At 75.2% G+C, this 24,888-nt stretch carries 23 protein-coding genes; 7 read left to right on the top strand and 16 right to left on the bottom strand.

The features are described from left to right. Nucleotides 1–13: 13 nt before the first annotated feature. Entirely contained in the window at nucleotides 14–1,048 is a 1,035-nt protein-coding gene (gene pgfA, locus ACZ466_RS02675; protein WP_378287479.1) for a cell envelope lipid trafficking protein PgfA, read from the bottom strand. 279 nt (nucleotides 1,049–1,327) lie between these two features. On the opposite strand from pgfA, the gene ACZ466_RS02670 reads away from it, so the two are divergent. Both ACZ466_RS02670 and ACZ466_RS02665 read left to right on the top strand, forming a co-directional pair. Next, nucleotides 1,328–2,584 (top strand): helix-turn-helix domain-containing protein, encoded by a 1,257-nt coding sequence (locus tag ACZ466_RS02670; RefSeq protein ID WP_378287480.1) that lies wholly within the window; start codon nucleotides 1,328–1,330, stop codon nucleotides 2,582–2,584. Between the two features lie 56 nt (nucleotides 2,585–2,640). Beyond that, entirely contained in the window at nucleotides 2,641–3,693 is a 1,053-nt protein-coding gene (locus ACZ466_RS02665; RefSeq protein WP_378287481.1) for an alpha/beta hydrolase, read from the top strand. An 81-nt stretch (nucleotides 3,694–3,774) separates the two neighbouring features. Here ACZ466_RS02665 and ACZ466_RS02660 read toward each other — a convergent pair whose 3' ends face one another. The 6 genes from ACZ466_RS02660 to ACZ466_RS02635 form a co-directional block, all read right to left on the bottom strand. Next, entirely contained in the window at nucleotides 3,775–4,731 is a 957-nt protein-coding gene (locus ACZ466_RS02660) for an NAD-dependent epimerase/dehydratase family protein (protein WP_378287482.1), read from the bottom strand. Beyond that, on the bottom strand, nucleotides 4,628–5,701 hold the full coding sequence (locus tag ACZ466_RS02655; protein ID WP_378287483.1) for a glycosyltransferase family 9 protein: 1,074 nt from the start codon (nucleotides 5,699–5,701) through the stop codon (nucleotides 4,628–4,630). The genes ACZ466_RS02660 and ACZ466_RS02655 overlap by 104 nt, the downstream gene beginning before the upstream one ends. Then, the gene (locus ACZ466_RS02650; protein ID WP_378287484.1) at nucleotides 5,692–6,390 is read right to left on the bottom strand and encodes an SDR family oxidoreductase; all 699 of its coding nucleotides are present in this window, start codon (nucleotides 6,388–6,390) and stop codon (nucleotides 5,692–5,694) included. Before ACZ466_RS02650 ends, ACZ466_RS02655 begins: the two co-directional genes overlap by 10 nt. Continuing rightward, a complete protein-coding gene (locus ACZ466_RS02645; RefSeq protein ID WP_378287485.1) occupies nucleotides 6,387–7,832 on the bottom strand; it encodes a PfkB family carbohydrate kinase in 1,446 nt (481 codons plus the stop codon). Before ACZ466_RS02645 ends, ACZ466_RS02650 begins: the two co-directional genes overlap by 4 nt. Continuing rightward, nucleotides 7,832–8,506 carry a D-sedoheptulose-7-phosphate isomerase gene (locus tag ACZ466_RS02640; RefSeq protein WP_378287486.1) on the bottom strand — a complete coding sequence of 225 codons (675 nt, stop codon included), beginning with the start codon at nucleotides 8,504–8,506 and terminating at the stop codon, nucleotides 7,832–7,834. The genes ACZ466_RS02645 and ACZ466_RS02640 overlap by 1 nt, the downstream gene beginning before the upstream one ends. A 74-nt stretch (nucleotides 8,507–8,580) precedes the next feature. Further along, the gene (locus tag ACZ466_RS02635) at nucleotides 8,581–9,834 is read right to left on the bottom strand and encodes a glycosyltransferase (protein WP_378287487.1); all 1,254 of its coding nucleotides are present in this window, start codon (nucleotides 9,832–9,834) and stop codon (nucleotides 8,581–8,583) included. Between the two features lie 194 nt (nucleotides 9,835–10,028). Between ACZ466_RS02635 and ACZ466_RS02630 the strand changes: the two genes are divergently transcribed. Next, complete coding sequence (locus tag ACZ466_RS02630) at nucleotides 10,029–11,246, top strand: RNA-guided endonuclease InsQ/TnpB family protein (RefSeq protein ID WP_464042759.1); 1,218 nt, start codon at nucleotides 10,029–10,031, stop codon at nucleotides 11,244–11,246. A 42-nt stretch (nucleotides 11,247–11,288) separates the two neighbouring features. Here the strand turns inward: ACZ466_RS02630 and ACZ466_RS02625 are convergent, their stop codons facing one another. Genes ACZ466_RS02625 through ACZ466_RS02610 form a run of 4 tightly spaced genes read right to left on the bottom strand, consistent with a single transcriptional unit; the run spans nucleotide 11,289 to nucleotide 16,445 of the window. Further along, nucleotides 11,289–12,284, bottom strand: coding sequence for a glycosyltransferase (locus tag ACZ466_RS02625; RefSeq protein ID WP_378287050.1), 996 nt, complete (start codon nucleotides 12,282–12,284; stop codon nucleotides 11,289–11,291). Further along, nucleotides 12,281–13,279 carry a glycosyltransferase family 9 protein gene (locus ACZ466_RS02620; RefSeq protein WP_378287051.1) on the bottom strand — a complete coding sequence of 333 codons (999 nt, stop codon included), beginning with the start codon at nucleotides 13,277–13,279 and terminating at the stop codon, nucleotides 12,281–12,283. Before ACZ466_RS02620 ends, ACZ466_RS02625 begins: the two co-directional genes overlap by 4 nt. Further along, entirely contained in the window at nucleotides 13,276–14,805 is a 1,530-nt protein-coding gene (locus ACZ466_RS02615; RefSeq protein ID WP_378287052.1) for an HAD-IIIA family hydrolase, read from the bottom strand. The genes ACZ466_RS02620 and ACZ466_RS02615 overlap by 4 nt, the downstream gene beginning before the upstream one ends. Next, nucleotides 14,802–16,445: a carbamoyltransferase family protein gene (locus ACZ466_RS02610; RefSeq protein ID WP_378287053.1), complete on the bottom strand. Its 1,644-nt coding sequence runs from the start codon at nucleotides 16,443–16,445 to the stop codon at nucleotides 14,802–14,804. Before ACZ466_RS02610 ends, ACZ466_RS02615 begins: the two co-directional genes overlap by 4 nt. 340 nt (nucleotides 16,446–16,785) lie before the next feature. On the opposite strand from ACZ466_RS02610, the gene ACZ466_RS02605 reads away from it, so the two are divergent. Both ACZ466_RS02605 and ACZ466_RS02600 read left to right on the top strand, forming a co-directional pair. After that, the gene (locus ACZ466_RS02605; RefSeq protein WP_378287054.1) at nucleotides 16,786–17,673 is read left to right on the top strand and encodes a glycosyltransferase family 2 protein; all 888 of its coding nucleotides are present in this window, start codon (nucleotides 16,786–16,788) and stop codon (nucleotides 17,671–17,673) included. Between the two features lie 23 nt (nucleotides 17,674–17,696). Continuing rightward, on the top strand, nucleotides 17,697–18,524 hold the full coding sequence (locus ACZ466_RS02600) for a glycosyltransferase family 2 protein (protein WP_378287055.1): 828 nt from the start codon (nucleotides 17,697–17,699) through the stop codon (nucleotides 18,522–18,524). Here the strand turns inward: ACZ466_RS02600 and ACZ466_RS02595 are convergent, their stop codons facing one another. The 4 genes from ACZ466_RS02595 to ACZ466_RS02580 form a co-directional block, all read right to left on the bottom strand. Then, nucleotides 18,525–19,043, bottom strand: a complete 519-nt coding sequence (locus ACZ466_RS02595; RefSeq protein WP_378287056.1) for an NUDIX hydrolase — start codon at nucleotides 19,041–19,043, stop codon at nucleotides 18,525–18,527. Further along, nucleotides 19,040–19,480, bottom strand: a complete 441-nt coding sequence (locus tag ACZ466_RS02590) for an SRPBCC family protein (RefSeq protein ID WP_378287057.1) — start codon at nucleotides 19,478–19,480, stop codon at nucleotides 19,040–19,042. Before ACZ466_RS02590 ends, ACZ466_RS02595 begins: the two co-directional genes overlap by 4 nt. A 24-nt stretch (nucleotides 19,481–19,504) precedes the next feature. Continuing rightward, entirely contained in the window at nucleotides 19,505–20,380 is an 876-nt protein-coding gene (locus ACZ466_RS02585; protein ID WP_464042755.1) for an FkbM family methyltransferase, read from the bottom strand. A 286-nt stretch (nucleotides 20,381–20,666) separates the two neighbouring features. Further along, on the bottom strand, nucleotides 20,667–23,285 hold the full coding sequence (locus ACZ466_RS02580) for a M14 family zinc carboxypeptidase (RefSeq protein WP_378287059.1): 2,619 nt from the start codon (nucleotides 23,283–23,285) through the stop codon (nucleotides 20,667–20,669). 220 nt (nucleotides 23,286–23,505) lie between these two features. On the opposite strand from ACZ466_RS02580, the gene ACZ466_RS02575 reads away from it, so the two are divergent. Both ACZ466_RS02575 and ACZ466_RS02570 read left to right on the top strand, forming a co-directional pair. Further along, nucleotides 23,506–23,667 carry a DUF6766 family protein gene (locus ACZ466_RS02575; protein WP_378287060.1) on the top strand — a complete coding sequence of 54 codons (162 nt, stop codon included), beginning with the start codon at nucleotides 23,506–23,508 and terminating at the stop codon, nucleotides 23,665–23,667. 110 nt (nucleotides 23,668–23,777) lie between these two features. Continuing rightward, a complete protein-coding gene (locus ACZ466_RS02570; RefSeq protein WP_378287061.1) occupies nucleotides 23,778–24,584 on the top strand; it encodes an SAM-dependent methyltransferase in 807 nt (268 codons plus the stop codon). Nucleotides 24,585–24,594: 10 nt separating this feature from the next. Here the strand turns inward: ACZ466_RS02570 and ACZ466_RS02565 are convergent, their stop codons facing one another. Beyond that, entirely contained in the window at nucleotides 24,595–24,732 is a 138-nt protein-coding gene (locus ACZ466_RS02565; RefSeq protein WP_378287062.1) for a hypothetical protein, read from the bottom strand. Between the last annotated feature and the right edge of the window lie 156 nt (nucleotides 24,733–24,888).

Here is a 24,888-nt window from a genome sequence, read left to right as displayed (position 1 = left end):
GGGCGGGCACCGGTCAGAACGGCTCGTTCGCCAGCTCGTCGCGGCGGCGGCGCCGTACCAGCAGGACGGTGCCCAGCCCCAGCAGGACCAGTCCCGCGACCAGGCCCGTGATCGGGCCGGTCGTGCGGAGCAGGGTGACGGTACCGGCCGAGTCCTCCGCCCTGGCGATCAGCGCGCGCCGGGTCTCGGGCGACATCCTCAGGTCGAAGTCGGCGGCGAGCAGCTCGCCCTGGCCGTCCCGGCCGCGCACGGTCGAGGTGACCCGCTGGCGCCGGTCGACGATGGCCCCGGTGCGCGGCTCGACCCACGCGGTCACGGTGCCCCGGTAGTACCGGTCGGCCGCGACGGTGCGGGACGGCCCGGGCAGGCCGAGCAGCGTGGACGGCACGCCGCCGGACTGCTCGCCGATCCTGGTCTCCTCGATCCGCTGCGTGTAGCGGTACGTGCGCAGGCCGCCGATGGTCTCGGTGGCCTCGTACCGCATCGGCCACGCCCGCCCGGTGGAGGTGTCGTGCACCTGGTAGGCCCGCTTGCCGACCCCGATCGGGAGGAACGTGCCGTACACCGGCGGCCCGGAGGGCGGCTTGGCGGTGGCGCCGCAGCAGTTCACCAGCCCGGCGGTGCGCCGGTCGAAGGCCATCCGGTGCTGGGAGATGTCGATCTGGTTGCCGTTGGCCAGGTCCTCCAGCACCGCGAAGGTGTCCCAGACGGCCACGTCGCCGTTGGACGCCCGCACGTTGCCGCGCACGGTGGTGGTCAGCGTCAGGTCGGCGCCGGTGCGCGGTTTCAGCGCGCGCCGGTCGAAGTAGGTGGCGCCGTTGGCGCGCAGCTCCGCGCGGGTGTAGGCGTCGGTGGGGGCGACCAGGAGCCGGTCGGCGACGAAGAAGCGCAGCAGCACGGCGAGGGCGAGTGCGAAGAACGCGACGGCCAGCACCACCACGGCCGCGGCGCCCGGACCGCCGCGGCGACCGGGCGGCCGTCCGGGCCGGGCGGGGGCGGGTTCGGGGGAACTTGCGGGGGATCTGCGGCGGGTTCTGCCCTGGCTCATCGTGAACCTCCTGGCTGCCCTCATGCGCGCCTGGATCAGCGCACACTTTGACCTGCACTGTGAACCTCCCGGGCCGAAGAGGCCATAGGCAATTTCGCCCGGGGACCGCATCCGGCCGCGCCGTCCCCTGAACCGCCGACGACTCAACCGGCTGACAACTGAGCCGCGCGGGCTCCTTCGCCGGCTGAGTTTCCCCGGCCCGGTGGGCGGGTGATAGTGGAGCGCCGCGCGATCATCGGCGCGGCGTCTTCCGGGACGCTCCCCGCCGGAGGTGTGCAGGTGGCCGAACGAGCCTTCCCCATGCTGACCGCGCCCCCGCCCGCGGAACTGGCGCGGCGCGACACCGAGTCGCTGCGCCCGCACATCGAGGCCGCGGCCGAGGAGATGGTGCTGGAGATCCGGCGGCAGGTCCCCGGCTACGCCTGCCCGCCGGGCAGCCGGCTGGCCCCGCGGATCCGCTGGACCGTCGGCCAGACCGTCGCGCACTTCGTCGAGGCGGTCGCCGGCGGCCGGCTGGACTGGCGGGCGCTGACCGACATCTACGCCGAGGTCGGCGCGTACGAGGCGGCCAAGGGCCGCAGCCTGGACGGCCTGCAGACCGCGATCCGGGTCGCCGGGCAGGTCGCCTGCCGCCGCTTCATCGGCGAGGCGCGGCGGCTGGACTGGTCGCTGGAGACGCTCGGGCAGATCACCGAGTCGCTGTTCGTGTTCCTGGAGCGGGTCGCCGCCGCGGCCTCGCAGGGGTACGCGGAGGCGACCGAGCGGATGGCCACCGAGCGGGAGAGGCTGCGCTGGCGGCTGCGCGACCTGCTGATCGCCGACCCGCCGGCCAGCGACGCGGCCATCGGCGAGCTGGCCCGCCCGGCCGGGTGGGGGCTGCCGCGCACGGTCGCGGCCGTCGCGGTGCACCGCCCGGCGGGGCGGCCGGTGCCGGTGCTGCCGCCGTCGATCCTGGCCGACTGGCACTGCGCGGAGCCGTACCTGATCGTCCCGGATCCGGAGGGGCCGGGGCAGGACGGCGTCCTGGAGTCGCTGCTGGGCGGCTGCCGGGCGGCGATCGGGCCGACGGTGCCGCCGAACGCGGGCGCGCTGTCGCTGCGCTGGGCGCGCCGGACGCTCGCGCTGGACGGGCAGGGACCGGCCGGGGGCGCGGAGGCGCCGGCCGGCGGCGCGGAGGTGGTCCGGTGCCTGGACCGGGTGCCCGCGGTGATCACCTCGATGTGCCGGGAGCTGCTGTCCCTCGCCGCCGGGGAGCGGCTGCGCCCGCTGCAGGAGCTGCCGCCGCACCGGCGGGCGCTGTTCGCCCGGACGCTGCTGGAGTACATGAAGTGCCGCGACAACGCCGTGGACGCCGCCGCGCGCCTGATGGTGCACGACCAGACCGTGCGCTACCGCGTCCGGCGGCTCAGGGCGCTGATGGGGGAGGAGGTCAACGACCCCGGCCGCCGCACCGAACTGCTCCTGCTGCTGAACGCGGTGGTGGAGCTCGACCTGATCGGGACCGGGGCCGGGACCGGCCCGTCCGAACCCGCCTGACCACCCGCCTGACCCATGGAGCCCTCGCAACGATCCGAACTGGAACGAGGTGGACGATGACACGTCACGAAGGCCGGTCCCGCACCGGGCGCGGACCCCGCGCTGGAGCGCTCCTGGCCGCGGCCGCGCTGGTCATGGGTATGACGGCGGTGGCCGCGCCCCCGGGAACGGCGGCCGCCGCGCCGACGTTCACCCGGGCGCAGCCGTTCCGGCCCGCCGACACAGGCGCGCGCATCACCGCCGAAACCCGGCTGGGCCCGCAGGAGGTGGACATCACCATCGAGTCCCCCTCGCTCGGCCGGTCGGTCAAGACCCGCATCCTGCTGCCCCGGGACTGGCGCGCCGACGCCACCGCCACCTGGCCGGTGCTGTACGCCTACCACGGCGGCCAGGACGACTACACCTCCTGGCCCCGCAACACCGACATCGAGGGCTGGGCCGCGGGCTACGACGCCATCGTGGTCATGCCGGAGGCGGCCGACGGGGCCTACGCCGACTGGTACAACTACGGCTTCCGCGGGACGCCCAAGTGGGAGACCTTCCACACCAAGGAGGTCGTCCAGCTGGTCGAGCGCAACTACCACGCCGGCACCGCGCGCGCCGCGATCGGCGACTCGGCCGGCGGGCAGGGCGCGATCACCTACGCCGCCAAGTATCCGGGCATGTTCCGGCACGTGGCCTCGCTGAGCGGGGTGCTGTGGCTGCGCGCGCCCGGCATGCCGTCGCTGATCATGGCGACCAACGCGCTCAACGGCCAGGACCCGATCGCGATCTACGGCTTCCTGGTCCTCAACGCCGCCAACTGGCGGGCCCACGACCCCTACGAGCTGGCGCCCCGGCTGGCCGGCACCAAGGTCTTCTTCTCCTCGGGCACCACCGGGAACCCCGGGCCCGGCGACCCCGACGCGCCGCCGTGGGACGTCGGACTGTTCGGCGAGCAGGCGGTCGGCGCCACCAACCTCGCCTTCCGCGACCGGCTCGACCGGCTCGGCGTCCCCTACACGGCCGACCTGTACGGGGACGGCCGCCACAACTGGCCCGCCTGGACCAGGGTCGCCTCCCGCGTCTGGCCCGACCTGATGGCCTCGATCGGCGCCCGCGAACTCTGAGCGCCCCGCGCCGGGTGAGGGAGTGCGGGGCCGGGACGGGACCGGATCGGGGCCGGGCCCCGCCCCGGCCCCGATCCGGGCTCAGGCGGAGCGGAGGTGCGCCAGCTCGCGCTCGAACCACCCGATCGTCGCGCGCAGGCCCTCCTCGACCGGCACCTCGGGCGCCCACCCCAGCACGGCCCGGGCCAGCGAGGTGTCCGGGCGGCGCACGCACGGGTCGTCCACCGGCCGCTCCACGAACCGGATCGCCGACCGCGACCCGGTCAGCTCGATGATCAGCCGGGCCAGGTCCAGCATCGAGGTCTCGTACGGGCTGCCGATGTTCATCGGCCCCGGATGGCCGGACAGCGCCAGCGCCGTGATCCCCCGCACCGTGTCGTCCACATGGCAGATCGAGCGGGTCTGCGAGCCGTCCCCGGCGACGGTGAGCGGCTCGTTCCGCAGCGCCTGGCGCAGGAACGTGGGGATCGCCCTGCCGTCGTCGGGCCGCATCCGCGGGCCGTAGGTGTTGAAGATCCGCACGATCCCCGTGTCCAGCCCGCGCGAGTTCCGGAACGCCGAGGTCAGCGCCTCGGCGAACCGCTTGGCCTCGTCGTACACGCTGCGCGGCCCGACCGGGTCGACGTTGCCCCGGTACGACTCGCGCTGCGGATGCTCGCGCGGGTCCCCGTACACCTCCGAGGTGGAGGCCAGCACGAACCGGGCGCCCTTGCGCTCGGCGAGGTCGAGCGCGTTGCGGGTGCCCCGGCTGCCGACCTCCAGCGTCTCGATCGGCCAGCGCAGGTAGTCGGCCGGCGACGCGGCCGAGGCCAGGTGGAACACGTGCCCGACCGGGCCCCGCACCCGCACCGGCCGGCTGAGGTCGAGCCTGAGGAAGGTGAAGTCGTCGCGCGGCAGCAGGTGCGCGATGGTGCGGGTGGAGCCGGTCAGCAGGTTATCGAGGCAGACCACCGAGATGCCGCGGGCCAGCAGCGTTTCGCACAGGTGCGATCCGAGGAAGCCCGCGCCCCCGGTCACGACCGCGCGCGGATGTCTCATCGTGAACTCCTCCCTCCGCGAGTTCCGGGCGTTGCAGGGCCCGCGCCGCCGTCTCGACGACGCGGTCCACCGGGATGTCCAGCAGCCCGGGATCCGGCTCGGGACCGTGCGGGTCGCCGCGGCGCCCGCTCCACAGGACCAGGTGCTGGGTGCGTTCGGGCGGCGGACCCCACAGCGCCGGCGGGGTCGGGCCGAACAGCAGCACCGACGGGGTGCGGTACGCGGTGGCCAGGTGGGCGGCGCCGGTGTCGCCGCAGATCACCAGCCGGGCGCGGGCGACCAGCGCGGCCAACTCCAGCGGCCCGGTGCGGCCGGACAGGTCCGCGGCGGGCCCGAGCCCGCCCAGGACCGCCACCCGCCGGGCCGTCCGCGACTCGTCCGGCCCGCCGGTGATCACGACCCGCTCGCCGAGCTCGCGCAGCGCCGCCGCGACCGCGCCGTACCGTTCGGCGGGCCAGCGGCGGGACGGGTGCCCCGCCCCCGGATGGATCACCACGGTGCCGGGCGCCGGGGACGCCACCGGCGGCCGCGGCAGGTCCAGGTCGGCCGGGTCGGCGTCGAAGCCGTGCGCCTCCACCAGCCGGCACCAGCGCGCCGTCTCGTGCTCGCCGGGGTTCCACGCCGGGCCGTCCACCTCCGTGTCGGCGTTGGCGAACGCGATCAGCTGCCGCGGCCGCAGCGACTGCAGCAGCCGGTGGCTCTGCGGGCCGCAGCCGTGCAGGTTGACCGCCAGCTCGACGGGACCGTCCGGCGGCGGCAGCGGCCCCAGGCCGCAGGCCGGGAACACGTCGTCGACCGCCCCGCACAGCAGCGCGATCGGCGCGACCCGGCGCGGCGCCGCCAGGGTCACCCGCCAGCCGGGCAGGCCGCGGCGCAGCGCCCGCAGCGCGGGCACGGCGGTCAGCAGATCTCCCAGGCCGAGCGCCCGCAGCGCCAGCGCCCGCGGCGGCCGCGCCGCCCTCACGGCCATGACGGCTCCCGCGACGGGCAGACCACCAGCTCGCGGATCTCGCACCCGGCGGGCTGGGACAGCGCGTACACCACCGCGGCGGCCACGTCCTCGGGCCGGTTCAGCTGCGCGCCCGGCCCCGGCCGGTAGCGCTCGTCGCGGCCGTCGAAGAACGCGGTGTCCATGCCGCCCGGCACCAGCATCGTGACGCCGATGTGCCCGGCCAGCTCGGCGGCCAGCGCCCGGGTGAACCCGACCACGCCGAACTTGGACGCGCAGTAGGCGGTGGCGTCGCCCAGCGCCTTCACCCCGAGCGTGGAGGCGCACGTCACGATCCGGCCGTCGGGGGCGTGCTCCAGGTAGGGGAGCGCGGCCCGGACGACGGCGGCGGTGCCGAGCAGGTTGACCTGCACGACCCGTTCCCAGTCCTCGGCCGGGACGTCGGCCAGCCGGCCGCACGCGTCGATCCCGGCGGCGGTGACGACCGCGTCCAGCCCGCCCGCGTCCCGGGCCAGGCAGTGCACGGCCCGCTCGGCGCAGTGCCGGTCGGCGAGGTCGGCCTGCATGTGCTTGACGCGCGGGTCGGGTCCGCCGTCCTCGCTCTTGGGTGGATGCCGGTCGATGACCAGCGGGATGCCGCCGTCGTCGGCGACGCGGTGGGCGACGGCCCGGCCCAGACCGGAGGCGCCGCCCGTGATGAGGACTTTCATGACGTGCTTCCCTTCGCGGTGGACGAGTGTGCGGTGGACGGTTGTGCGGTCGACAGGACGCGCGTGGTCGAACGACCCTCCAGCAGCGGCAGCAGCACGATCTCGCCGCCCCCGGCCTGGACGATGCCCGCCTCGGGCAGCCGGACGCCCGCGTAGTCGGCCCCCTTGACCCAGACCCCGGGCCGGAGCCGTTCCAGGAGCGGCTCGGGCGTGTCCTCGTCGAAGACCAGGGTCGCGTCCACGTCGGAGAGCGCGCGCAGCACCCGGACGCGGTCGCCGACGGGCGTGACGGGCCGGTCGGGGCCCTTGCGGCGCCGCACCGAGTCGTCGGAGTTCACGCAGACGATGAGGCAGTCGCCCAGGCGGCGGGCCTGCTGGAGCAGGTTGACGTGCCCGGCGTGCAGGACGTCGAAGCAGCCGCCGGTCGCCACGACGGTGCCGCCGGCGCGGCGGGTGCGCTCGGCCACGTCCCAGGCGTCGGCCTCCTCGCGCGGCGGCCGCACGACCGGGGAGCCGGTATCGGCCAGCCGGGACGCGACCGCCGTGGCGGCCCCCGAGTGCACGAAGTCGCAGGCGCGGCGCACGCCCTCCCCGACGGCCCGGGCGAGCCCGCCGCCGTCGGCCAGCACCTCGGTCGCGCGGACCGCGAAGCTGTCGCCCGCGCCGCAGGAGTCCGCCGGGCCGTGCGCGAGGACGGGCTCGGCCGGCGCCAGGAACGGCGCGCCCGGCCCGTCGCACAGCAGCGCGCCCTCGGCGCCGAGCGTCACCGCGACCGCCTCCAGCTTCCACGACCGGGCCAGATGGCGGGCGCGGCGGGTCGCGGAGGCCAGCCCGCCGCCCCCGATCTCGGCGCCGTTCGCGGCGGCGAGCCGGGCGGCCTCGTCCTCGTTCGGCGTCATCAGCCGGGTGCGGGGGACCGGCGGCTCGCCCCGGGGATGCGGGTCCCACACCACGGGGATCTCGGTGGCCAGCCTCTCCAGGAGGGTCCGGATCGCGGCGTGGCCCGTGACGCCGCGGCCGTAGTCCGACACCAGCACCGCCCCCGCCTCCGACAGCGCCTCGGTGACCCGGGGGCCGACCGGGCCGTCCTGGGCCCGGCCCTCGCCGACGTCCAGCCGGGCGACCGGCTGCCCCTCGGCCTGGATGCGCAGCTTGCAGGGGGTGCCGCCGTGCAGGTGGAACGCGGCCAGCTCCAGGTGCGGTTCGAGCAGCGCCCGCAGCCGGTGCCCGGGCTCGTCGTCGGCGAGCGCGGTGACCAGCACCACCTCGCGGCCCTCGGCGGCGGCCAGCAGCGCCGCCAGGCCCGCGCCGCCGGGACGGGGCCGCTCGCCGGCCTGGTCGATCACCGGGACGGGCGCGTCCGGGCAGAGCCGGGACGCGGCGCCCACGATGTCGATGTCGAGCAGGACGTCCCCGACCACGACGAGCGGACCGGCGTTCATCACATCTCCCCTCCCGACGCCCTGAGCGTGTCGTCGATCACCCCGCAGAGCAGGTGGACGGCGGCCAGCTGGATCTCCTGCACGGTGGCGGTGGCGCTGGCCTCCACGGTGACGGCGTCGTCGCAGGCGCCGGTGAGCGGGTTGGGCCCGGGCCCGGTGATCGCCCAGGCGGTGACGCCCAGCTCCCGGGCGCGGCGCGCGGCGGCGATCACGTTGGCGCTGCGGCCGCTGGCGGACAGGCAGATCAGCACGTCGCCGGGGCGGCCGTGCGCCTGGACCTGCCGGGCGAAGACGTCGACCGGGCCGTAGTCGTTGCCGATCGCGGTCATGGACGAGGTGTCGGCGTGCAGCGGGATCGCCGACAGCGGGCGCCGCTCGTCCTCGAACCGGCCGACCAGCTCGGCGGTCAGATGCTGGGCCTCGGCCGCGCTGCCGCCGTTCCCGCAGGCCAGCAGCCGTCCCCCGGACCCCAGCACGCGGGCCAGCCGCCGCCCCCACACGGTGATGGTCGGCGCGGCGGCACGGAACCGCAGCGCCGCGTCGGCGAGCGCCTGCAGCCGGTCCTCGCGCGCGAGCCCGCCGTCGGGCGCCGCCGCCGCCGTGACCGGCGACACCCCGTCCCCGCCGAACCCCTCATGCCGGGCAGCACCCATGTGCTCGCTTCGCTCGGTCATGCCGTGCTGCCTGTGGGGGGACGACTCCCCACGCCCCCCGGCAGGGGCCGCACTCATGCCCTCGCTTCGCTCGGTCATGCCGGGACTTCGCTTCGGGCGGCGGCGCGGGCGTAGACGGTGAGGGTCTCCTGCGCGATGCGGGCCCAGGAGTAGCGGGAGCGGGCGCGGTCGGAGCCGGCGAAGCCCATCGCCGCGCGCCGGGTCGGGTCGGCCAGCAGCTCCCTGATCCGCTGCGCCGTCTCGCCCGGTCGCCGCGGCGGCACGTGGACGCCGGTGACGCCGTCGACGATGCTGTCCAGGTGCCCGCCGACACCGGTCGCCAGCACCGGCACGCCGCAGGCCATCGCCTCCAGCGGCACCATGCCGAACGGCTCGTACCAGGGCAGCGTCACGACGAGGGCGGCCGAGCGGAGCAGGGTGGGGACCTCCTCGCGGCGGACGCGGCCCAGGAAGGTGACCCGGCCGCGGACGCCGGCGGTCTGCGCCACCGCGCGCAGCCGGCGCACCTCCGGGTCGGCGTCCAGGCCGGCGGGCGGCGGGCCGCCCGCGACGACCAGTTCGGCCCCCGGGATCTGGGCGAGCGCCTCGATGGCGGTGTCCACGCCCTTGCGCCGCACCAGCCTGGACAGCACCACCAGCCGGGCGCCGGCCCCGGCCCGGCCCGCGTGGTCCACCGCCCCGGCCGGGCCGGCGGGCCCGTCGGGCCGGAACCGGTCGAGGTCGACGCCGCAGGGCACCACCGCGATCCGCTCCCGCGGGATCCCCATCCGCAGCAGTTCCCTGGTCTCGTCGGCGCAGGTGGCGACGACGGCGGCGGCGGTACGGCCGATCGCCGCCTCCAGCCGCAGCCGCTCGGCCGGGCTGGTGTCCTGGTCGCGCTGGTAGCGCCGCTTCACGGTGCCGAGCGCGTGGAAGGTCTGCACGACCGGGACGCCGGCCGCCTCGCGGGCCCCGAGCCGTCCGGCCGCCTGGAGCGCGGCCAGGCCGCTCATCCAGAAGTGGGCGTGCGCGACGTCGGGCGGCGACTGGGCCCAGCGCCGCTCCAGATGGCCGCCGAACTCGGGCATGTACGGCAGCAGCTCGTCCTTGGGGACGGGGCCCGGTGGTCCGGCCGGCACGTGCTCGACCGTCACCCCCGGCGCCAGCCGCACCCGCTGCGGGAGCGTGGGCGAGTCCCGCCGGGTGTAGACGGTGACGTGATGACCTTGGCGGCCCATCTCGGTCGCGAGGTCGGCCACGTACACGTTCTGGCCGCCTCCGTCGGCCCCGCCGAGGCCCGCCCTGGTGGCGAGCGGGCTCGCGTGCTCGGAGATCATGGCTATCGTCATCGGGTTCATCAAAGGACCTCCGAGGAGACCCCGGCCTTGAGTGAGGCCGGGGAGGAATCGGCCCCTGCGAAGCAGGGCAGGACAAGGAGATTCGCCCCTCCGGGGCGGATGCCGGTTGACCAGGCGCGATCCAGCGCGTTTTCGCTCCTGTGTTCGAGCGTGAACGCTAGGATCGCCTCGTGCCGCGTTACCGCTTGGACCCGACGCCCGAGCAGGAGCAAGCCCTGCTCGGGCATTGCGCGCACGCCCGGTATGTGTGGAACCTGGCTGTCGAGCAACACAGCTTCTGGTCCCGCTACCGGGGCGGGGCGCCCGGCTACAACGAGCAGTCTTGCCAGCTGACCGAGGCTCGTGCCGAGTTCGGATGGTTGCGGGCGGGGTCGCAGACGGTGCAGCAGCAGGCGATGCGTGATTTCGCGCAGGCGATGAGCAACTTCTTCGCCGGTACCCACCGCCGTCCGACGTGGCGCAGGCAGGGTGTGCATGAGGGGTTCCGGCAGGTCGGTGTCAGACCGCATCAGGTCGTGCGGTTGTCGCGTAAGCGGGGTGCGGTGCCGGTGCCCAAGTGCGGATGGGTGAGGTTCCGCCTGTCCCGGCCGGTACCGGAAGGTGTGAGGTCCTACCGGGTGACCCGTGATCGCGCCGGGCGCTGGCATGTGGCGTTCGCGCACGTCCCGCCCCCCGTCCCCGGCCCCGGTGACGGGAGCGTGGTCGGGGTGGACCGTGGCGTCACCGTCAGCGCCGCCCTCTCGACCGGGGACCTGCTGAAGGTCCCCGGCCTCACGCCCGGGGAGACGCGGCGCCTGCGCCTGCTGGCGCGCAAGCTGGGGCGTGCCCGGCGCGGCTCCCACCGGCGCGCGCGGCTCAAGGCGGCGCTCGCGCGGCTCAGGGCCCGCCAGAGCGATCGCCGCAAGAACTGGGTGGAGCAGACCTCCATGATGCTGGCCCGCCAGTTCGACGCGATCGGTGTCGAGGACCTCAACATCGCTGGTATGACCCGCTCCCCCAAGGGCGGCATCGAGCGGCCGGGACGTAACGTGGCCGCCAAGGCGGGGCTGAACCGGGGCATCCTGGCCGGCGGTTGGGGGATGCTGGTCGAGCGGCTGGGGCACAAGGCGCCCGGCAGAGTGTTCAAGATCGATCCTGCGGGCACCTCGCAGCGTTGCTCGGCGTGCAGGGTCAGGGACCGGGAGGCGCGTGAGAGCCAAGCGCGTTTCCGGTGCCGGTCCTGCGGTTTCGCCTGCAACGCCGATGTGAACGCGGCACGCGACATCGCGCACGAGACCAGACTCGTGATCGCGCGCGAGCTCGGGCTCGTGTGCACGGCGGCCGGACCGGCCGTCGCTGCGCGGGGACGCTCCGGGTTGCCGGGGCGGACGAACCGCGAACCTCAACCTGTTCTCCTCTCCTGAGGCCATGGGTTGGAATCCCTCTCGTTTACGAGGGGGAGGAGGTCAACCGGTCACCTCCGTGAGCAGGTGCCGCCAGTCCCGCAGGAAGCGCGGCAGCCCGTAGCGGTCGACGGCGAAGGCCCGCGCCGCCTTGCCCATCTGGCGGGCGTGCGGGGCGTCCGCGGTGAGGGCCCGCGCCGCCTCGGCGAGCGTGTCGACGCGGGTCGACAGCACCCCCGCTTCGGGCGGCACGGCCTCGACGGCCTCGGTCGTGGCCAGGGCCACCACGGGCAGGCCGAGCATCATCGCCTCGATCAGTGCGAGACCGAGGGACGTCCAGCGGTAGGGGTGGAGGTAGACGCGGCGGCGGGCGAGCTCGCCGTGCATCCGCGCCTGGGGCAGGTCCTCGTAGGTCCACAGCGACTCGGGCGGGATGCGGAGCCGGCGCGGCACGTCCCGCACGTTCATCCCGAACAGGTCGAGCGGGACGGCGCGGGCCAGCCGGGGGAGCAGGTCGGTGCCGGCCAGCCGGCCGCGGCGCAGTGGGTCGTTGATGACGACCGCGGCGCGCGGCCAGTCGCCGCGGAACCGGTGGCCGGGGTCGACCACGCCGTGCTCGATCACGGTGGTGGGCGCGCGGCCGCAGTTCCAGAAGAGCCGGTTGAAATGGGTGACGTGGACGACGGGGATGTCGGAGCGGTCGTGCAGGAAGTGCCTGCTGTCGGGGACGACCTCCTCCGGCAGGCTCGCGTCGGACGGGGTGCGGCGGGGCGTGTCGTGCTCGACGTAGACGGCGGGCAGGTCGCGGCCGGGGCTGCGGCCGAGCCAGCGCTCGCACAGCTCGATCTCGCGCGGCCGCTGCAGCACGACCACGTCCACGCGCTCGTCGCGGAGGCGGTCGCAGGGGACCTCGACGGCCCGGTCCGGCCAGGCGAAGGTGGCGGGGCGCCCCCGGCCGTCGGGCCCGCGGCCGGGCGTGACGGGGACGAGCGTGGTGTGCGGCCCGTGCACGAACGAGGTGGCCCAGGATCCGTGGACGTGCCAGAGCAGAACCCTCATCCCGCGATCACCTCCTCGACGGCCTCGACGACGCGTTCCGCGGCGACCGAGGCCAGGCAGGGGTGGCCGGGCACGGGGCACACGCGGGCGCGGGTGCCCTTGCACGGCGCGTCCTGGTCGCCCAGCAGCACGGTGCGGACGCCGTACGGCGCCCACCGCGCGGCGGGCACGGTCGGCGCGAACAGCGACACGACCGGGGTGCCGACGGCGGCGGCCAGGTGCGCGGGGCCGGTGTTGCCCGCCACGACCGCGCGGGCCTCGGCGAGCACCCCGGCCAGCTCGGCGAGGGAGGTCCGCCCGCCCAGGTCGAGGCCGGCGTCCCCGGCGACGCGCGCGGTCAGCTCCTTCTCGTCGCGGTGCCCGGTGACCACGACGCGGTGCCCGGCGGCGTGCAGCAGCCGCACCGCCTCGGCGCAGCGCTCCGGCGGCCAGGCGCGGGCGGGCACGGAGGTGCCGGGGTGCACGACGACGTGCCCGGGGCCGCCGGTGAACGGCCACGCCTCGGGCAGCGGCCGGCGGACCCGCGGCCGGGTGCCGTCGGCGGCCGGGAAGCCCGCGCCGGCGGCCAGCGCCAGCATCCGCTCGGCCTCGGGCACGTCGGTGTCGGGACGGTGCCGCAGGTCCAGCAGCGAGCCCGGGTAGTCCTCGCTGATCCCGCCGATCCACGGGATCCCCGCCAGCCGGAACTGGAGCGCCAGCGGCAGCGGCGACTGGTGGAAGGAGGTGAAGATCAGCGCGAGGTCGAACCGGCCCGCGCGGACGGTCCGCACCAGGGCGCCGAGCGCGGCGCCGTCCACCGGGCCGGGCTCGGGGTCGATCCACGGCGCGCACCACTCCAGCACGCGGTCCACGCCGGGCAGCAGGTCGGCGGCGGCGCGGCCGCGCGGCCCGCACAGCAGGACGACCTCGTCGGCCCGCGCCGCGACCGCGCGGATCGCCGGGCCGGCCAGCAGGACGTCCCCCAGGTTGTCGAGCCGGGCGACCAGCGCCCTCACCGCCGGCCCTCCTCGCCGAGGACCAGGTCGACGGCGCTGCCGAGGTCGGGGGCCACCTCCCGGGCCCGGACGAGCTCCTCCAGCCGGGTCCGCGCGGTCGGGACGAGGATGCCGCGGGCCCCCGCCGCCGCGGCCGCCTCGATGTCCCCGCCGATGTCGCCGATGACGACGCAGTCGGAGGGGCGGGCGCCCAGCCGCCGCGCGGCGCGCTCCACCAGCCCCGGCCGGGGCTTGCGGCAGGAGCAGCCGTCGGACCGGTCGTGCGGGCAGATCTCCCACACGTCGATGCGGCCGAGCAGTTCCTCCACGCGCGCGTTGACGCGCAGCACGTCCTGCGCGGTGATGCGGCCCTTGCCCACGCCCGACTGGTTGGAGACCACGCCGATGCGCACGCCGCGGCGGCGCAGCCGGGCCAGCGCGCCCGCCGCGCCCGGCATCGGCTCGACGAACTCGGGGTCGCCGTTGTACGGCACGTCGTGGATGAGCGTGTCGTCGCGGTCGAACAGCACCACGCGGCGGCGCGGCCAGGACCCGGCGCCGCGGTGCCGCAGCAGCCCGCGCATGCGGTGCCGGACGGCGGCCGGCGGGATGACCGGGCTGGTCACGAGCATCGTCGCGACCTCGCGGGGCGTGTGCGGACCGGGCCGGATGCGGGCGGCGGCGAACTCGGCGGTCAGCGCGGCCCAGACGGCGCCGGAGAGGGCGGCCGTCCGGCCTGCCCCGGCGGCGAGCGCGGCGAGGGCGAGCAGGCCCGAGCCGGTGGTCAGCGCGTGCAGGCGGAGGCGTCCCCGCCCCTCGCCGGCGCCGACGCGCCAGTCGCGGCCGTGCACGCGGCGCATGAGCACGTCGTCGGCGTTGCCCGCCTGGGCCCGTACGGAGGCCCAGAAGCCGGCGGGGCGCACCGGGTGCGTCACCCGCCGCCGGCCGCGCACCAGCCGGTGCCCGGCCTCCCTGACCCGCAGGGCCAGGTCGGCGTCCTCGCGGTAGGCGCGGCGGTAGCGTTCGTCGAAGCCGCCGCGGTCGGCCAGGACCGAGTGGCGGTAGGCCATGTCGGCGGTGATCCAGGACGCGGTCTCCAGCCCCGCGGTGGTGCGCTCCCAGTCGGTCGGGCGGCGTCCCTCCGGGAGCGGCACCTGCACGCGGCCCTGGCAGCCGCCGACCTCGGACGGCGCCGCCGCCAGGTCGGCGGCGAGGTCGGAGCCCCAGCCGGGGGAGGGGACGACGTCGTCGTCCAGGAAGACCACCCATTCGGTGGCGGCGGTGCGCCAGCCCGCGTTCCGCGCTCCGGCGGGGCCGCGCCCGCCGGAGCGGATCACCCGTACGGTCTCCCCGGCGGAGGCGGGGAGCGAGAGCGGGGCGCCCGGCTCGGGCCGGTCGTCCACGATGACGATCGCCTCAGGCAGGTGGTCGGCGGTCGCGCCGATCAGCGCGTCGAGGAGCGTCCGGAGGCTGGGCCGCCCCAAGGTCGGGACGACGACCGTGTAGGACGGCGCCGGCGGCTTCACACCGCGCGCGCCGCCGGTCACGCGAACACCTCGGAACGGCGCACGAGGCAGGGGCCGATCGCCAGCAGGTCGACCGGCGCGGACCCGAAGCACTCCAGCGCGTCGCGCGGGTCGTCGACCATCGGCCGGCCGGCGGTGTTGAGGCTGGTGTTGATCAGCACCGGCAGCCCGGTGCGGGCCTGGAACGCCTCCAGCAGCGCGGCGGCCAGCGGTTCGTCTTCGGGCGCCACGGTCTGGATCCGCGCGGTGCCGTCCACGTGCACGGCGGCCGGTATGCGCTCGCGCCACCCCGGCTTCACCCGGTGCACGAACAGCATGTACGGGCTGGGCAGCGGCCCCTCGAAGATCTCGGCGGCGTGCCGGAGCGCGACCATCGGCGCGATCGGCCGGAACTGCTCGCGGCCCTTGACCGCGTTCAGCCGCTCCAGGTTGCCGGGGTTGCCCGGGTGGGCGAGCAGGGACCGGTGCCCGAGCGCGCGCGGGCCGAACTCGCTGCGGCCCTGGAACCAGGCGACGATCTGGTCGCGGGCCAGCGCGTCGGCGACGGCCCCGGCGAGGTCGGCGGGCCGCTCGTAGGGCACCCGGGCGGTGTCCAGCCGCGCGGCCAGCTCCTCGTCGGACCAGCCGCGGCCCAGGTCGGCGCCGGGCATCGGCTCGATCCGCTCACCGGCCTCCCGGGCCAGGTGCAGCGCGGCGCCCAGCGCGGTGCCCGCGTCGCCCGCCGCGGGCTGCACCCAGATCTCCTCGTACGGGCCGTCCTCCGCGAGCCGCGAGTTGGCCACGCAGTTGAGCGCCACCCCGCCGGCCAGCGTCAGCCGCGTGGAGCCGCCGCGGCGGTGCGTCCAGAACGCCAGCTCCAGCAGGACCTCCTCCAGCCGCGCCTGCACGCTCGCGGCCAGGTCGGCCTGCTCGGCCGTCCAGCGCTCGCCGTCGGCGGCGGAGCGGGCCTTGGCCAGCGCGCCCCAGTCGATCGGCGCGACCGCGAACCCGCCGTCGCCGGTGGCGCGCACCCGGTCGCGCAGCTCGTCGAGGAAGCGCGGCTCGCCGTAGGAGGCCAGCGCCATGACCTTGTACTCGTCGCTGGACCGCAGGAAGCCCAGGTGCTCGGTCAGCTCCTCGTACATCAGGCCGAGCGAGTGGGGCAGCCGCTGGGCGGCGAAGGCGGTGAAGGCTCCGCCCTCGTACGTCCCGGCCAGGTGGGAGTGGGCCTCGCCGCGGCCGTCCAGGACCAGCACGTCGCCGCGGCCGGGCTCCGGCGCGGCCAGCGCGGCCGACGCGGCGTGCGCCAGATGGTGCGGGACGAACCGCACGATCCCGGGGTCGAGCCCCGGCAGCGCGGTCGCCAGGAAGTGCGGGGCGCGCCGCGCGTAGCGGGTGCGCAGGTCCTCCCAGCCCGCGTCGTGGCCCTCCAGCCCCGGCTCGGCGAGCCGCGGATCGTAGGAGTAGGCGACGGCGTCCAGGTCGCCCGGCTCCAGCCCGGCCTCCTCCAGGCACCACCGCGCGGCCAGCTCGGGCGCTTCCCAGGCGGCGAAGGGGACGGGGCGCTTGCCGTGCTTGCGCCGGCTGAACCGCTCCTCTTCGGCGGCGGCGACCACCCGCCCGTCCACCACCAGCGCGGCGGAGGGGTCGTGGAAGATCGCGTTGATCCCGAGAAGGCGCATGGGCTGGCTCCGTTCCGGCATGAGGTCATGCGTGGGAAGGGGCACGGCGGCTGGTCAGCCGCAATGGCTTTTGCGCTGGCGCCGTGCCCGCCGCGGGCGCGCCCGCGGCGGAGAGAGATGCAACGGATACCCCCGGCGAAAAGGGCATCGGATTCGCGTGGTGTTGTCGCCTGACGGTGATGACGGGCGTTTGGCAGGAGCGCCTGATCACCTATGCGTCATTCACTTCTCCCCTCACCTGGGAGAAGCGCTGCAAACGAGAGACGCGAGAGAAGTGTTGTGATCTGAGTCACAGCACGGGTCGGGTGGGGGCGGCCGGGCCCACGGGTAGGGCGCGGCTATGCGCAGCACCTTCGTAGTGATCACCCGCGACCGGCGCCGCACGCTGCTGCGCACCCTGGCCCGGCTGCTCGACCTGCCCGGACCGCCGCCGGTCATCGTGGTCGACAACGCCTCGCGGGACGGCACCGCCGCCGCCGTGGCCGCCCGCCACCCGCAGGTCACCCTGCTCCGCGCCGACACCAACCTGGGCGCGGTCGGCCGCAACCTCGCCGTCGACCACGTCCGCACCCCCTACGTGGGCTTCTGCGACGACGACACCTGGTGGGACCCCGGCGCGCCCGGCCGCGCGGCCGACCTGCTCGACGCCCACCCCCGCCTGGCCGCCGTGACCGGCCGGATCCTGGTCGAGCCGGGCGGCCGCGAGGACCCGATCGTCCCCGAGCTGCGCGACTCGCCCCTGCCGCGCCCCGCGGGGCTGCCCGGACCCGCCCTCGGCTCCTTCCTCGCCGGCGCCTCCATGCTCCGCGCCGAGGCGTTCCGGGAGGCCGGCGGCTTCTCCGCCAGGCTCCGGCTCGGCGGCGAGGAGGAACTGCTCGCCGCCGACCTGCTGACCCTCGGCTGGCAGCTGTGCTACGCCGACGACGTGATCGTCCACCACGAGCCGTCCAGGATCCGCGACCCGCACCGGCGCCGCCGCGACGGCATCCGCAACACGCTGTGGACCACCTGGCTGCGCCGGCCGCTGCCCAGCGCGCTGCGCCGCACCGGCGCCCTGCTGCGCGACCTGCCCCGCGACCGGGTCACCGCGTCAGCGCTCGCGCGCGCCGCCGCGGGCATCCCGTGGGTGGTCCGCGAGCGCCGCCCCGTGCCGCCCGGCGTCGAGGCGCGGCTGCGGACCCTGGACGGCCCGCAGCGGCGCTCCCGCGCCCGCCGGTACGTCAGCTGAGAGGACCGCCGAAGGGACCCGCAATGAGCGATGTCACGATCGTCGTCGCGACCCGCGACCGGGCCGCCGAGCTGCGCCGCAGCCTGGCCCGGCACACCGCCCCGGTGATCGTGGTCGACAACGCCTCCGCCGACGGGACCGCCGAGGTCGCCCGCCGCGCCGGGGCCCGCGTCCTCCGGCTGCCCGACAACCGCGGCGCCGCCGCCCGCAACCTGGGCGTGCGGGAGGCCCCCACCCGGTACGTCGCCTTCGCCGACGACGACTCCTGGTGGGCGCCCGGCGCCCTGGAGCACGCCGCCGCCGTCCTGGACGCCCACCCCGGCACCGCGCTGGTGGCCGCGCGGGTCCTGGTCGGCGAGCGCGAGCACCTCGAACCCGTCTCCGAGCACATGGCCCGCTCCCCGCTGGGCATGCCCGACGGCCTCCCCGGCCGGGCCATCCTCGGCTTCCTGGCCTGCTCGGCCGTCGTCCGCCGGGACGCCTTCCTGGGCGTCGGCGGCTTCTCCGGCACGCTGCACTTCGCCGGGGAGGAGGAACTGCTGGCGCTCGACCTGGCCGCCGCCGGATGGGGGCTGGCGTACCTGCCGGAGCTGGTCGTCCACCACCATCCCTCGCCCGACCGCCCCGGCGCGTCCCACCGGCGCCGCCGGGAGGCCCGCAACCGGCTGCTGACCGCCTGGCTCCGCCGCCCGCTCGCCACGTGCGCCCGGACGGCGCTGGCGTCGCTGGCCACCGCGGAGGGGCGCGGCGGACTGGCCGACGCCGCCCGGATGTGGCCGCAGGTCGCCCGCGCCCGCCGCCGTCTGCCACCCGACGTCGAACGCGCCCGCGCCTCCCTCGACCGCTACTAGCTAGTGGTGCCAGGGGAGGGTCACCGGTTCGGCCGGGACGTTCCCGGCCAGCAGCGCCTTGAGGAGCGGGGCCAGCTCCAGGGGGTAGACCACCTCATCGGTGGTCTCCAGCTCCTCCAGCGTCCACCAGCGGTGGGCGCTGACGTTGGCCCGCTCGACCGGCTGGAAACCGGCCGTGTCGATCTCGATCTCGGGCGCGGCGGCGCGGTACACGAAGAAGTCGTCGCGGAAGATCCCGCGCGCCCAGCCGAAGTCGGCGTAGCCGGAGGCGACCGCGACCGGGCCGGTGAAGTCGCCGGGCTCGGCGACCAGGCCCGTCTCCTCGCGCAGCTCGCGCGCGGCGGTCTCGGTGAGCGTCTCGCCGTCGTCCACGCCGCCGCCCGGGGTGATCCAGCAGTACCCCCGCTCGGGATGGTCGGCGGCGAGCGGCCACCGGAACATCAGGAACCGGTCGCGCCCGTCCAGGAGCAGGACGCGGGCCGTCCGCCGCCGGTAGCCGTCGCCGGAACGGCGCCTCACGCCCGTAGCTCGGCGTCGAGCTTGGCCAGCTGCTCGTCGTAGATCCGCTGGAGGCCGCGCGGCGCGAAGGCGCGCTCGAAGAACCCGCCGACGCCGCCCGCGCCGTTCCAGGTCGTCTCGACCCGCACCCTGGCGCCCGCCCCGGCCGGGGAGACCGTCCAGGTGGTGACCATGGAGGAGTTGGCGTCCCGTTCGACCAGCGTGTTCTCGCCGGGGACGGTGACCGACACCAGGCAGTCGCGCACCCGCTTGCTGGTCGCGGCCAGCTTCCAGTGCACCGTGGTGCCCTCGCCCTGGCCGCCCTCGCGGACCTCGTACTCGCTGAAGTGCCCGGTCAGCACCTTCGAGCGGGTGCCGGTGTAGTCGCCGAGCGCCGCGAACACCTTCTCCGCGTCCGCGCCGACGGTCTTCTCTGCGGTAGCCGTGACCTGACCCATGCGGACATCCTTCCAGAAAGCCCCTCAGCCGAGGGGCTCCCGCCCGGGCGGGAGCAGGATCACGTCGCGGGACCCGTACCGGGGGAGGGGCGCGTCGGCGTCCAGCTCCTCGTCGGTGATCGGGTGCAGCCCGCGCTCGCCGATCGCGTGCACCGTGTACCCGGCGTCGCGCAGCTCCCGGAGGATGCGACGCAGCCGGTGCGCCTCTTTGAGCACCTCCACGACGATGGTCGGGCGGGCCTCCAGCAGCCAGGGCCGCACCGATTCGAGGACGTTCGCCTCGTACCCCTCGATGTCGAGCTTGACCAGGTCGACGCCCTCCACCAGCGCGCTCATCGCCACCGTCGGGACGGTCACCGCCGCGGACGCGGGACGTCCGGCGATGCCCTCGGTGCCGGTGGCCAGGTACGCGCCGGTCGGGGCGGCGTAGCGCTCCTGGTCGGGCAGGGCCAGCTCCATCGTGGCGGGCGCGCCGTCGCCGACCACGGCGGCCTGGACGACGGTGACGCCGGCGAGGCCGTTCAGCTCGACGTTGCGGCCGACGATCTCCGCCGACTCCGGGTTGGCCTCCACGGCCGTGTACGGCACGCCCGGGGCCGCCCGCGCGCCCTGGACGGTGTAGTAGCCGATGTTCGCGCCGACCTCCAGGATCCGGGTGGCCCGCCCGCACAGCACGCGCCACCAGTGGGTCTCGGCGCCCTCGTAGCCGCCCTCGCCGTACCAGAACAGCAGCTGCACCAGCCGGGAGCGGGCCGCCGCCAGCCGCACCTCGCGGTTGTCGGGCAGCGGGAACTCGGTGAGCGGCGACAGCGGGCGGTGCCGCAGGATTCCGGCGAGGGATTTCCAGAAACGGTGACCGGACGCCGCGTTGCGGTCGCGGACGGCGACGGCGACGCGCATGGGGACGGCGGTTAACAGGCGGGCGAGCGCGATTCTCGCCCATACCCGCAGCCGCACCGAGAGTGGCAGTGCCATGAAATGGTCCTCGCGTCGAAGATTTGATGTGGGACCTTCACAGTTTTTGCGCTGGTTGGCAAATGACGGCAGGCCGGATTATCGTCCGTTGCCATTCTCGGGTGCGGTGATTGTGGCGCGTTGATAAAAGGAGCGTTCCCGCCGTGGAAAGGACGGCGCCCCGGGCCGCCGGAGAGGACGGCGGCCCGGGGCGCCTCGCGGGACGGTCCGGTCAGCCCCGCCGGGACGGCTCGGACGGCCCCTGGTAGATGGAGTTGACCACGATCGGCCAGGTGGCCCTCGGCCAGGAGCGGAAGGTGATCTCGCTGCCCGCGAGGGTGGCGCTCCCCTCGCCCACCTCGAAGCTCACGACGTTGGCCAGGCCGCCGAGCGCCTCGGTGCCGCGCCCGTACCCGCTGGCGAGCAGGTCGCCCTCGGGGTAGGCGGAGGCCACCTCCGCGTCCCCCGTGACCCGGTACGCCGCGTCGCGGTTGAACCAGACCGGCCACTCCTTGGGCATCCCCCACGCCGCCGGGACGTCCGGCTTGTACGAGGCGCGCAGCAGCGCCCCCGGCACGTTGAACTTCGCCGTGTCGGTGGGCGTGGCGTTCTCGACCGGCAGGTCCAGCAGCTGCCGCGCCGTCTCCGACCCGCTGCCGACCGCCACCAGGTTGCCGCCGCCCTTGACGAAGTCGCCCAGGGCCTTCCAGCCCTCCTCGCCGACGCCGCGCGCCCACGCGAACTGCGGCGGGTTCTTCGCCGGGTCGAGGCCCTTGACGATGGTGTCCTTGGACACCCCGTCGGCCAGCACGACGGTGTCGTAGCGGCCGTCCAGGTCGGCGTAGTCGTCGGCGCCCACGACCTTGTAGTCGATCCCGTACTGGTCGAGCATCCACGTCATCCAGCCGCCGGGCATGTTGTTCGCGCCGCGGATCAGGCCGACGCGGGTGCCGGGCTTGAGCGTGAAGCCGTCCACCTTCGGCATCGCGTCGGCGCCGTGCACCGGGAGGCCGGTGGCGGCGGAGACGTCCTGGAGGGTCTGGCGGGCGGCGGGGGTCGGCGGGACGACCACCGTGCCGGGCGCGAACGTCCGGCCCGCCGCCTCGAACTCCTCGCCCGCGCGGAAGACGGGCACGTTCGCCTTCTGCAGCCGCGACAGCACGTGCGCGACGCCGTACGACTCGGGCGCCACCAGGTAGGCGCCGCGCGGCGCGGCCGGCATCCGCGCCGGCTGCGGCACGACCCGCTGCACCCGCTGCAGCGGCGCGGAGAACGCCTTCTCCACCGGGACGGCGTCCACGCCCAGCAGCAGCGCCGCGTTGTCGGTCGTCTCGCTGTACGGCATGATCAGCGGGCAGTCCGCGCACTTGCGGGCCGCCTGCTCCGGGTACACGTCCTTCTGCAGCAGCTGGTGGATCCAGCGGCCCAGCGGCTGCCGGGTCCGCAGCACGTACGACCCCGCCGGATGGTTCTTGCCGCCCGCCGTGAACGCCGTCCGGGCCTGGTCGATCTCCACCCGGCCGAACTCCAGCAGCTTCATCAGCTCGTACACCGCGAACGGGTCGCGCTGCCCGGCCGGGACGACGTACGCCTCCGGGGTGCCCGGCTCGACGTCCGGGAGCGCCGCGTTGTTGCGGGTGACCTGGTAGAGGTTGTTGTACAGCCAGGACTCGGGGTTCTTGGCGACGTTCTCGATGCCCGCGTACGCGGCGGTCTTGGCGTAGGCGACGATCTGCTCCAGCGTCCAGGTGTTCTGGTCGTAGGGCTGCAGCATCCGGATCGTCTTGTTGCGCGGGCCCAGCGGCTTTCCGTCGGCGCTGGTGAACGGGTACGCCAGGTCGCGGGCGGAGGCGATCTCGGTGAGGAACAGCGAGGTGCCCAGGAACGTCGAGTAGCCCATCACGTCGGCGTTCCAGAAGATGCCGTAGGCGTCGTCGGAGCCGACGCCCTTCTTGTTCTCGGCGGTCAGCGCGCGCGCCGCCACCTGGCCCTGGGTGTTGGCCGACTGGATGGTGATGGGGTCGACGCCGTTGCCGAGCGGCTCGTCGTACGGCGGCGTCCACAGCCGCGGCCCGCCGGTCCCGGCCTGGTGCATGTAGTGCCCGGCGACGGGCCGGTAGGTCTGCTCCAGCCGTACCCGCGTACGGGTCTCACGCTGGGAGAACATGAACCAGTCGCGGTTGTTGTCGTGCCCGACGTACTTGTGGTACAGGTCCGGGTACACGCGGTTGTACGCGGTGCCCGCCGTCTTGTTGAAGTGGTCGACGACCAGGTGCTGGCCGTCGGGGTTCCCCGACGGGATCACCATCAGCACGGCGTTCTTCAGCACGGTGTCGGTGTAGTCCGACTTCTCCGTCGCGAACCGGTGCACGATGTCCACCAGCGCCTGCGTGTTGCCGACCTCGGTCGAGTGCAGGGTGCCCTCGATCAAATAGACGGGCTTGCTGCGCTCGGAGAGCCGCCGCGCCTCCTGCTCGGAGACGCCCGGGTCGGCCAGCCGCCGGTTGTCGCGGACGATGCGGTCGAGGTCGCGCAGGTTCTCCGGCGCGCTGACGAAGATGACGGGGTACTCGTTGCCGAGCGTGGTCGTGTCCGCGATCGAGTACTCGACCCGGTCGGACCGGTCGGCCACCAGGCGGAAGTACTGCTTGATCCTGTCGAACCCGGCGAGCCTGCCGGTGGTTCCCATGGCGAAGCCGAAGTAGTCCTTCGGCGCTGGAATGGTCTTGCCTTGCGCGGTGAGCGTGACCGCGCTGCCTGTACCGAGCGCGTCGGAGCGCAGGGGCGCTGCGACGAGGGCGGCGGAGGTCAGCACGGCGGCCAGCACGCGGGCGGTTCGCCGCGGCAGCATCCGGTCTCCAGTCGGTGCGGGGGTTTCAGGGGGGTTCAGGGGATGAAGGGGGAGTCTTGGACGTGAGGGGACGGGGACCGCCGGCCGGTCGGCTGAGCCCAGGGTGAATCGTGTTCAACGATCAGTCAATGTCTTGATCGTTTACGGTTCCCCTGGTAAGGGCCGCGCTCCCGGGCATGTCCCCGCCGCCATCGCGCGGGTAGAGCGGCCGCATGGCGCCTTGGAGGGCGCGGTCGCCGGGGCCGCGTGCGACCGGCAGATCCTGCGGCTCGGCCTGGCGGTCGCGTCGATGGCGGCGTTCTCGATCTACCTCCGGCAGCGGGGATCGCCGCAGTCCAAACCGGTCGGAACGGCCCACGGCGCGACCGGCGTCGAGGGCTGAACCGGTCCCGCGCGGGACCGTTCCCGGGTGTGCCGCGCGTTCCGAGTTGTGGCGGAACCGTTAAGGTCGTCTGACGATCGCGTGACACGCGGCGAGTACGGAGGTGCGCCATGGCCACGGGGGAGTGGTCGCCGACGGGCGTCGATCTGACGACGCCGAACACGGCCCGTATCTACGACTACCTGCTGGGCGGCAAGGACAACTACGACGCCGACCGGCGGGTGGGCGACGAGCTCATCGAGATCATCCCGGAGGCCCGGGCGGCGGCCCGGCAGAACCACCTGTTCATCGGGCGGGCGGTGCGGTACCTGGTCAAGGAGGGCGTCCGCCAGTTCGTCGACATCGGCACCAAGCTGCCGGCCGCCGGCAACGTGCACGAGGTCGCGGCCGCGATCGCCCCGGACGCCCGGGTGGTGTTCGCCGACGACGACCCCGTCACGCTGACGCACGCGCGGGCGCTGCTGACCGGGACCGGCAGCACGCTGGTCGCCCGCACCGACCCGCGCCGCCCCGACGCCGTGATCGACGACCCGGAGGTGCGGCGGCTGATCGACTTCGACCGGCCGGTCGCCGTCGTCCTGGACCGCGTCCTGCACTTCATCGAGGACGTCGAGGAGGCCGTGGCGGTCGTCGCCCGGCTGCACGCCGCGCTGCCGTCCGGCAGCCACCTGGTCTTCACCGTCATCACCGACGAGCCCGCGCCCGAGGCGAGCGACGACGTCAGCCGGGTGTTCCGGCCGACCAGCGGGTTCTTCTGGAGCCGGCGGCGCGCCGAGGTCGAGCGCATGGTCGCGCCGTTCGCCCTGGTGGACCCGGGGCTGACCTACACCCCGCTGTGGCGTCCCGACCCGGCCGAGGACGAGGTCGCCGTCCCCGAGCACACCTACACGCTGGCGGGCGTCGGCCGCCGCGACTGACCGGACGCCTCTAGGGGCCGCAGTACGACGTCGCGCACGAGGGCGCGTGCACGGCCTGCGACACCCTGGCGTTGGCCGCGCCGACGATCCCGGCGCCGATGGTGAGCATGATGACGGTCGCGAGCAACAGCAGTCCCTTGTGAGACACGTTCTCCTCCTGAGGGTCGCTCAGGCTGGGGGGAGCACGGCCACGTCGCCGTCCGTCGGGAGATCACAGGCTCCGCCCGCGCGCGGCCGGTGTCAATTCGCGCGGCGTCCGGGCGCGGGCCGCGGTCGTCTGACCAGCGCCGCCCGCCGCGCCCGG

It is taken from the genome of Actinomadura rugatobispora (assembly GCF_055379765.1).
Note: the sequence above shows the minus strand (reverse complement) of the source record. Positions and strands in the feature narration are given on the sequence as shown.

What these genes read in the sequence shown, in the direction of transcription:
- pgfA (WP_378287479.1), bottom strand. Translation starts at nt 1,048, where the DNA reads ATGAGCCAGGGCAGAACCCGCCGCAGATCCCCCGCAAGTTCCCCCGAA.
- ACZ466_RS02665 (WP_378287481.1), top strand. Translation starts at nt 2,641, where the DNA reads ATGACACGTCACGAAGGCCGGTCCCGCACCGGGCGCGGACCCCGCGCT.
- ACZ466_RS02660 (WP_378287482.1), bottom strand. Translation starts at nt 4,731, where the DNA reads ATGAGACATCCGCGCGCGGTCGTGACCGGGGGCGCGGGCTTCCTCGGA.
- ACZ466_RS02655 (WP_378287483.1), bottom strand. Translation starts at nt 5,701, where the DNA reads ATGGCCGTGAGGGCGGCGCGGCCGCCGCGGGCGCTGGCGCTGCGGGCG.
- ACZ466_RS02650 (WP_378287484.1), bottom strand. Translation starts at nt 6,390, where the DNA reads ATGAAAGTCCTCATCACGGGCGGCGCCTCCGGTCTGGGCCGGGCCGTC.
- ACZ466_RS02645 (WP_378287485.1), bottom strand. Translation starts at nt 7,832, where the DNA reads ATGAACGCCGGTCCGCTCGTCGTGGTCGGGGACGTCCTGCTCGACATC.
- ACZ466_RS02640 (WP_378287486.1), bottom strand. Translation starts at nt 8,506, where the DNA reads ATGACCGAGCGAAGCGAGCACATGGGTGCTGCCCGGCATGAGGGGTTC.
- ACZ466_RS02635 (WP_378287487.1), bottom strand. Translation starts at nt 9,834, where the DNA reads ATGACGATAGCCATGATCTCCGAGCACGCGAGCCCGCTCGCCACCAGG.
- ACZ466_RS02625 (WP_378287050.1), bottom strand. Translation starts at nt 12,284, where the DNA reads ATGAGGGTTCTGCTCTGGCACGTCCACGGATCCTGGGCCACCTCGTTC.
- ACZ466_RS02610 (WP_378287053.1), bottom strand. Translation starts at nt 16,445, where the DNA reads ATGCGCCTTCTCGGGATCAACGCGATCTTCCACGACCCCTCCGCCGCG.
- ACZ466_RS02605 (WP_378287054.1), top strand. Translation starts at nt 16,786, where the DNA reads ATGCGCAGCACCTTCGTAGTGATCACCCGCGACCGGCGCCGCACGCTG.
- ACZ466_RS02600 (WP_378287055.1), top strand. Translation starts at nt 17,697, where the DNA reads ATGAGCGATGTCACGATCGTCGTCGCGACCCGCGACCGGGCCGCCGAG.
- ACZ466_RS02590 (WP_378287057.1), bottom strand. Translation starts at nt 19,480, where the DNA reads ATGGGTCAGGTCACGGCTACCGCAGAGAAGACCGTCGGCGCGGACGCG.
- ACZ466_RS02585 (WP_464042755.1), bottom strand. Translation starts at nt 20,380, where the DNA reads ATGCGCGTCGCCGTCGCCGTCCGCGACCGCAACGCGGCGTCCGGTCAC.
- ACZ466_RS02580 (WP_378287059.1), bottom strand. Translation starts at nt 23,285, where the DNA reads ATGCTGCCGCGGCGAACCGCCCGCGTGCTGGCCGCCGTGCTGACCTCC.
- ACZ466_RS02570 (WP_378287061.1), top strand. Translation starts at nt 23,778, where the DNA reads ATGGCCACGGGGGAGTGGTCGCCGACGGGCGTCGATCTGACGACGCCG.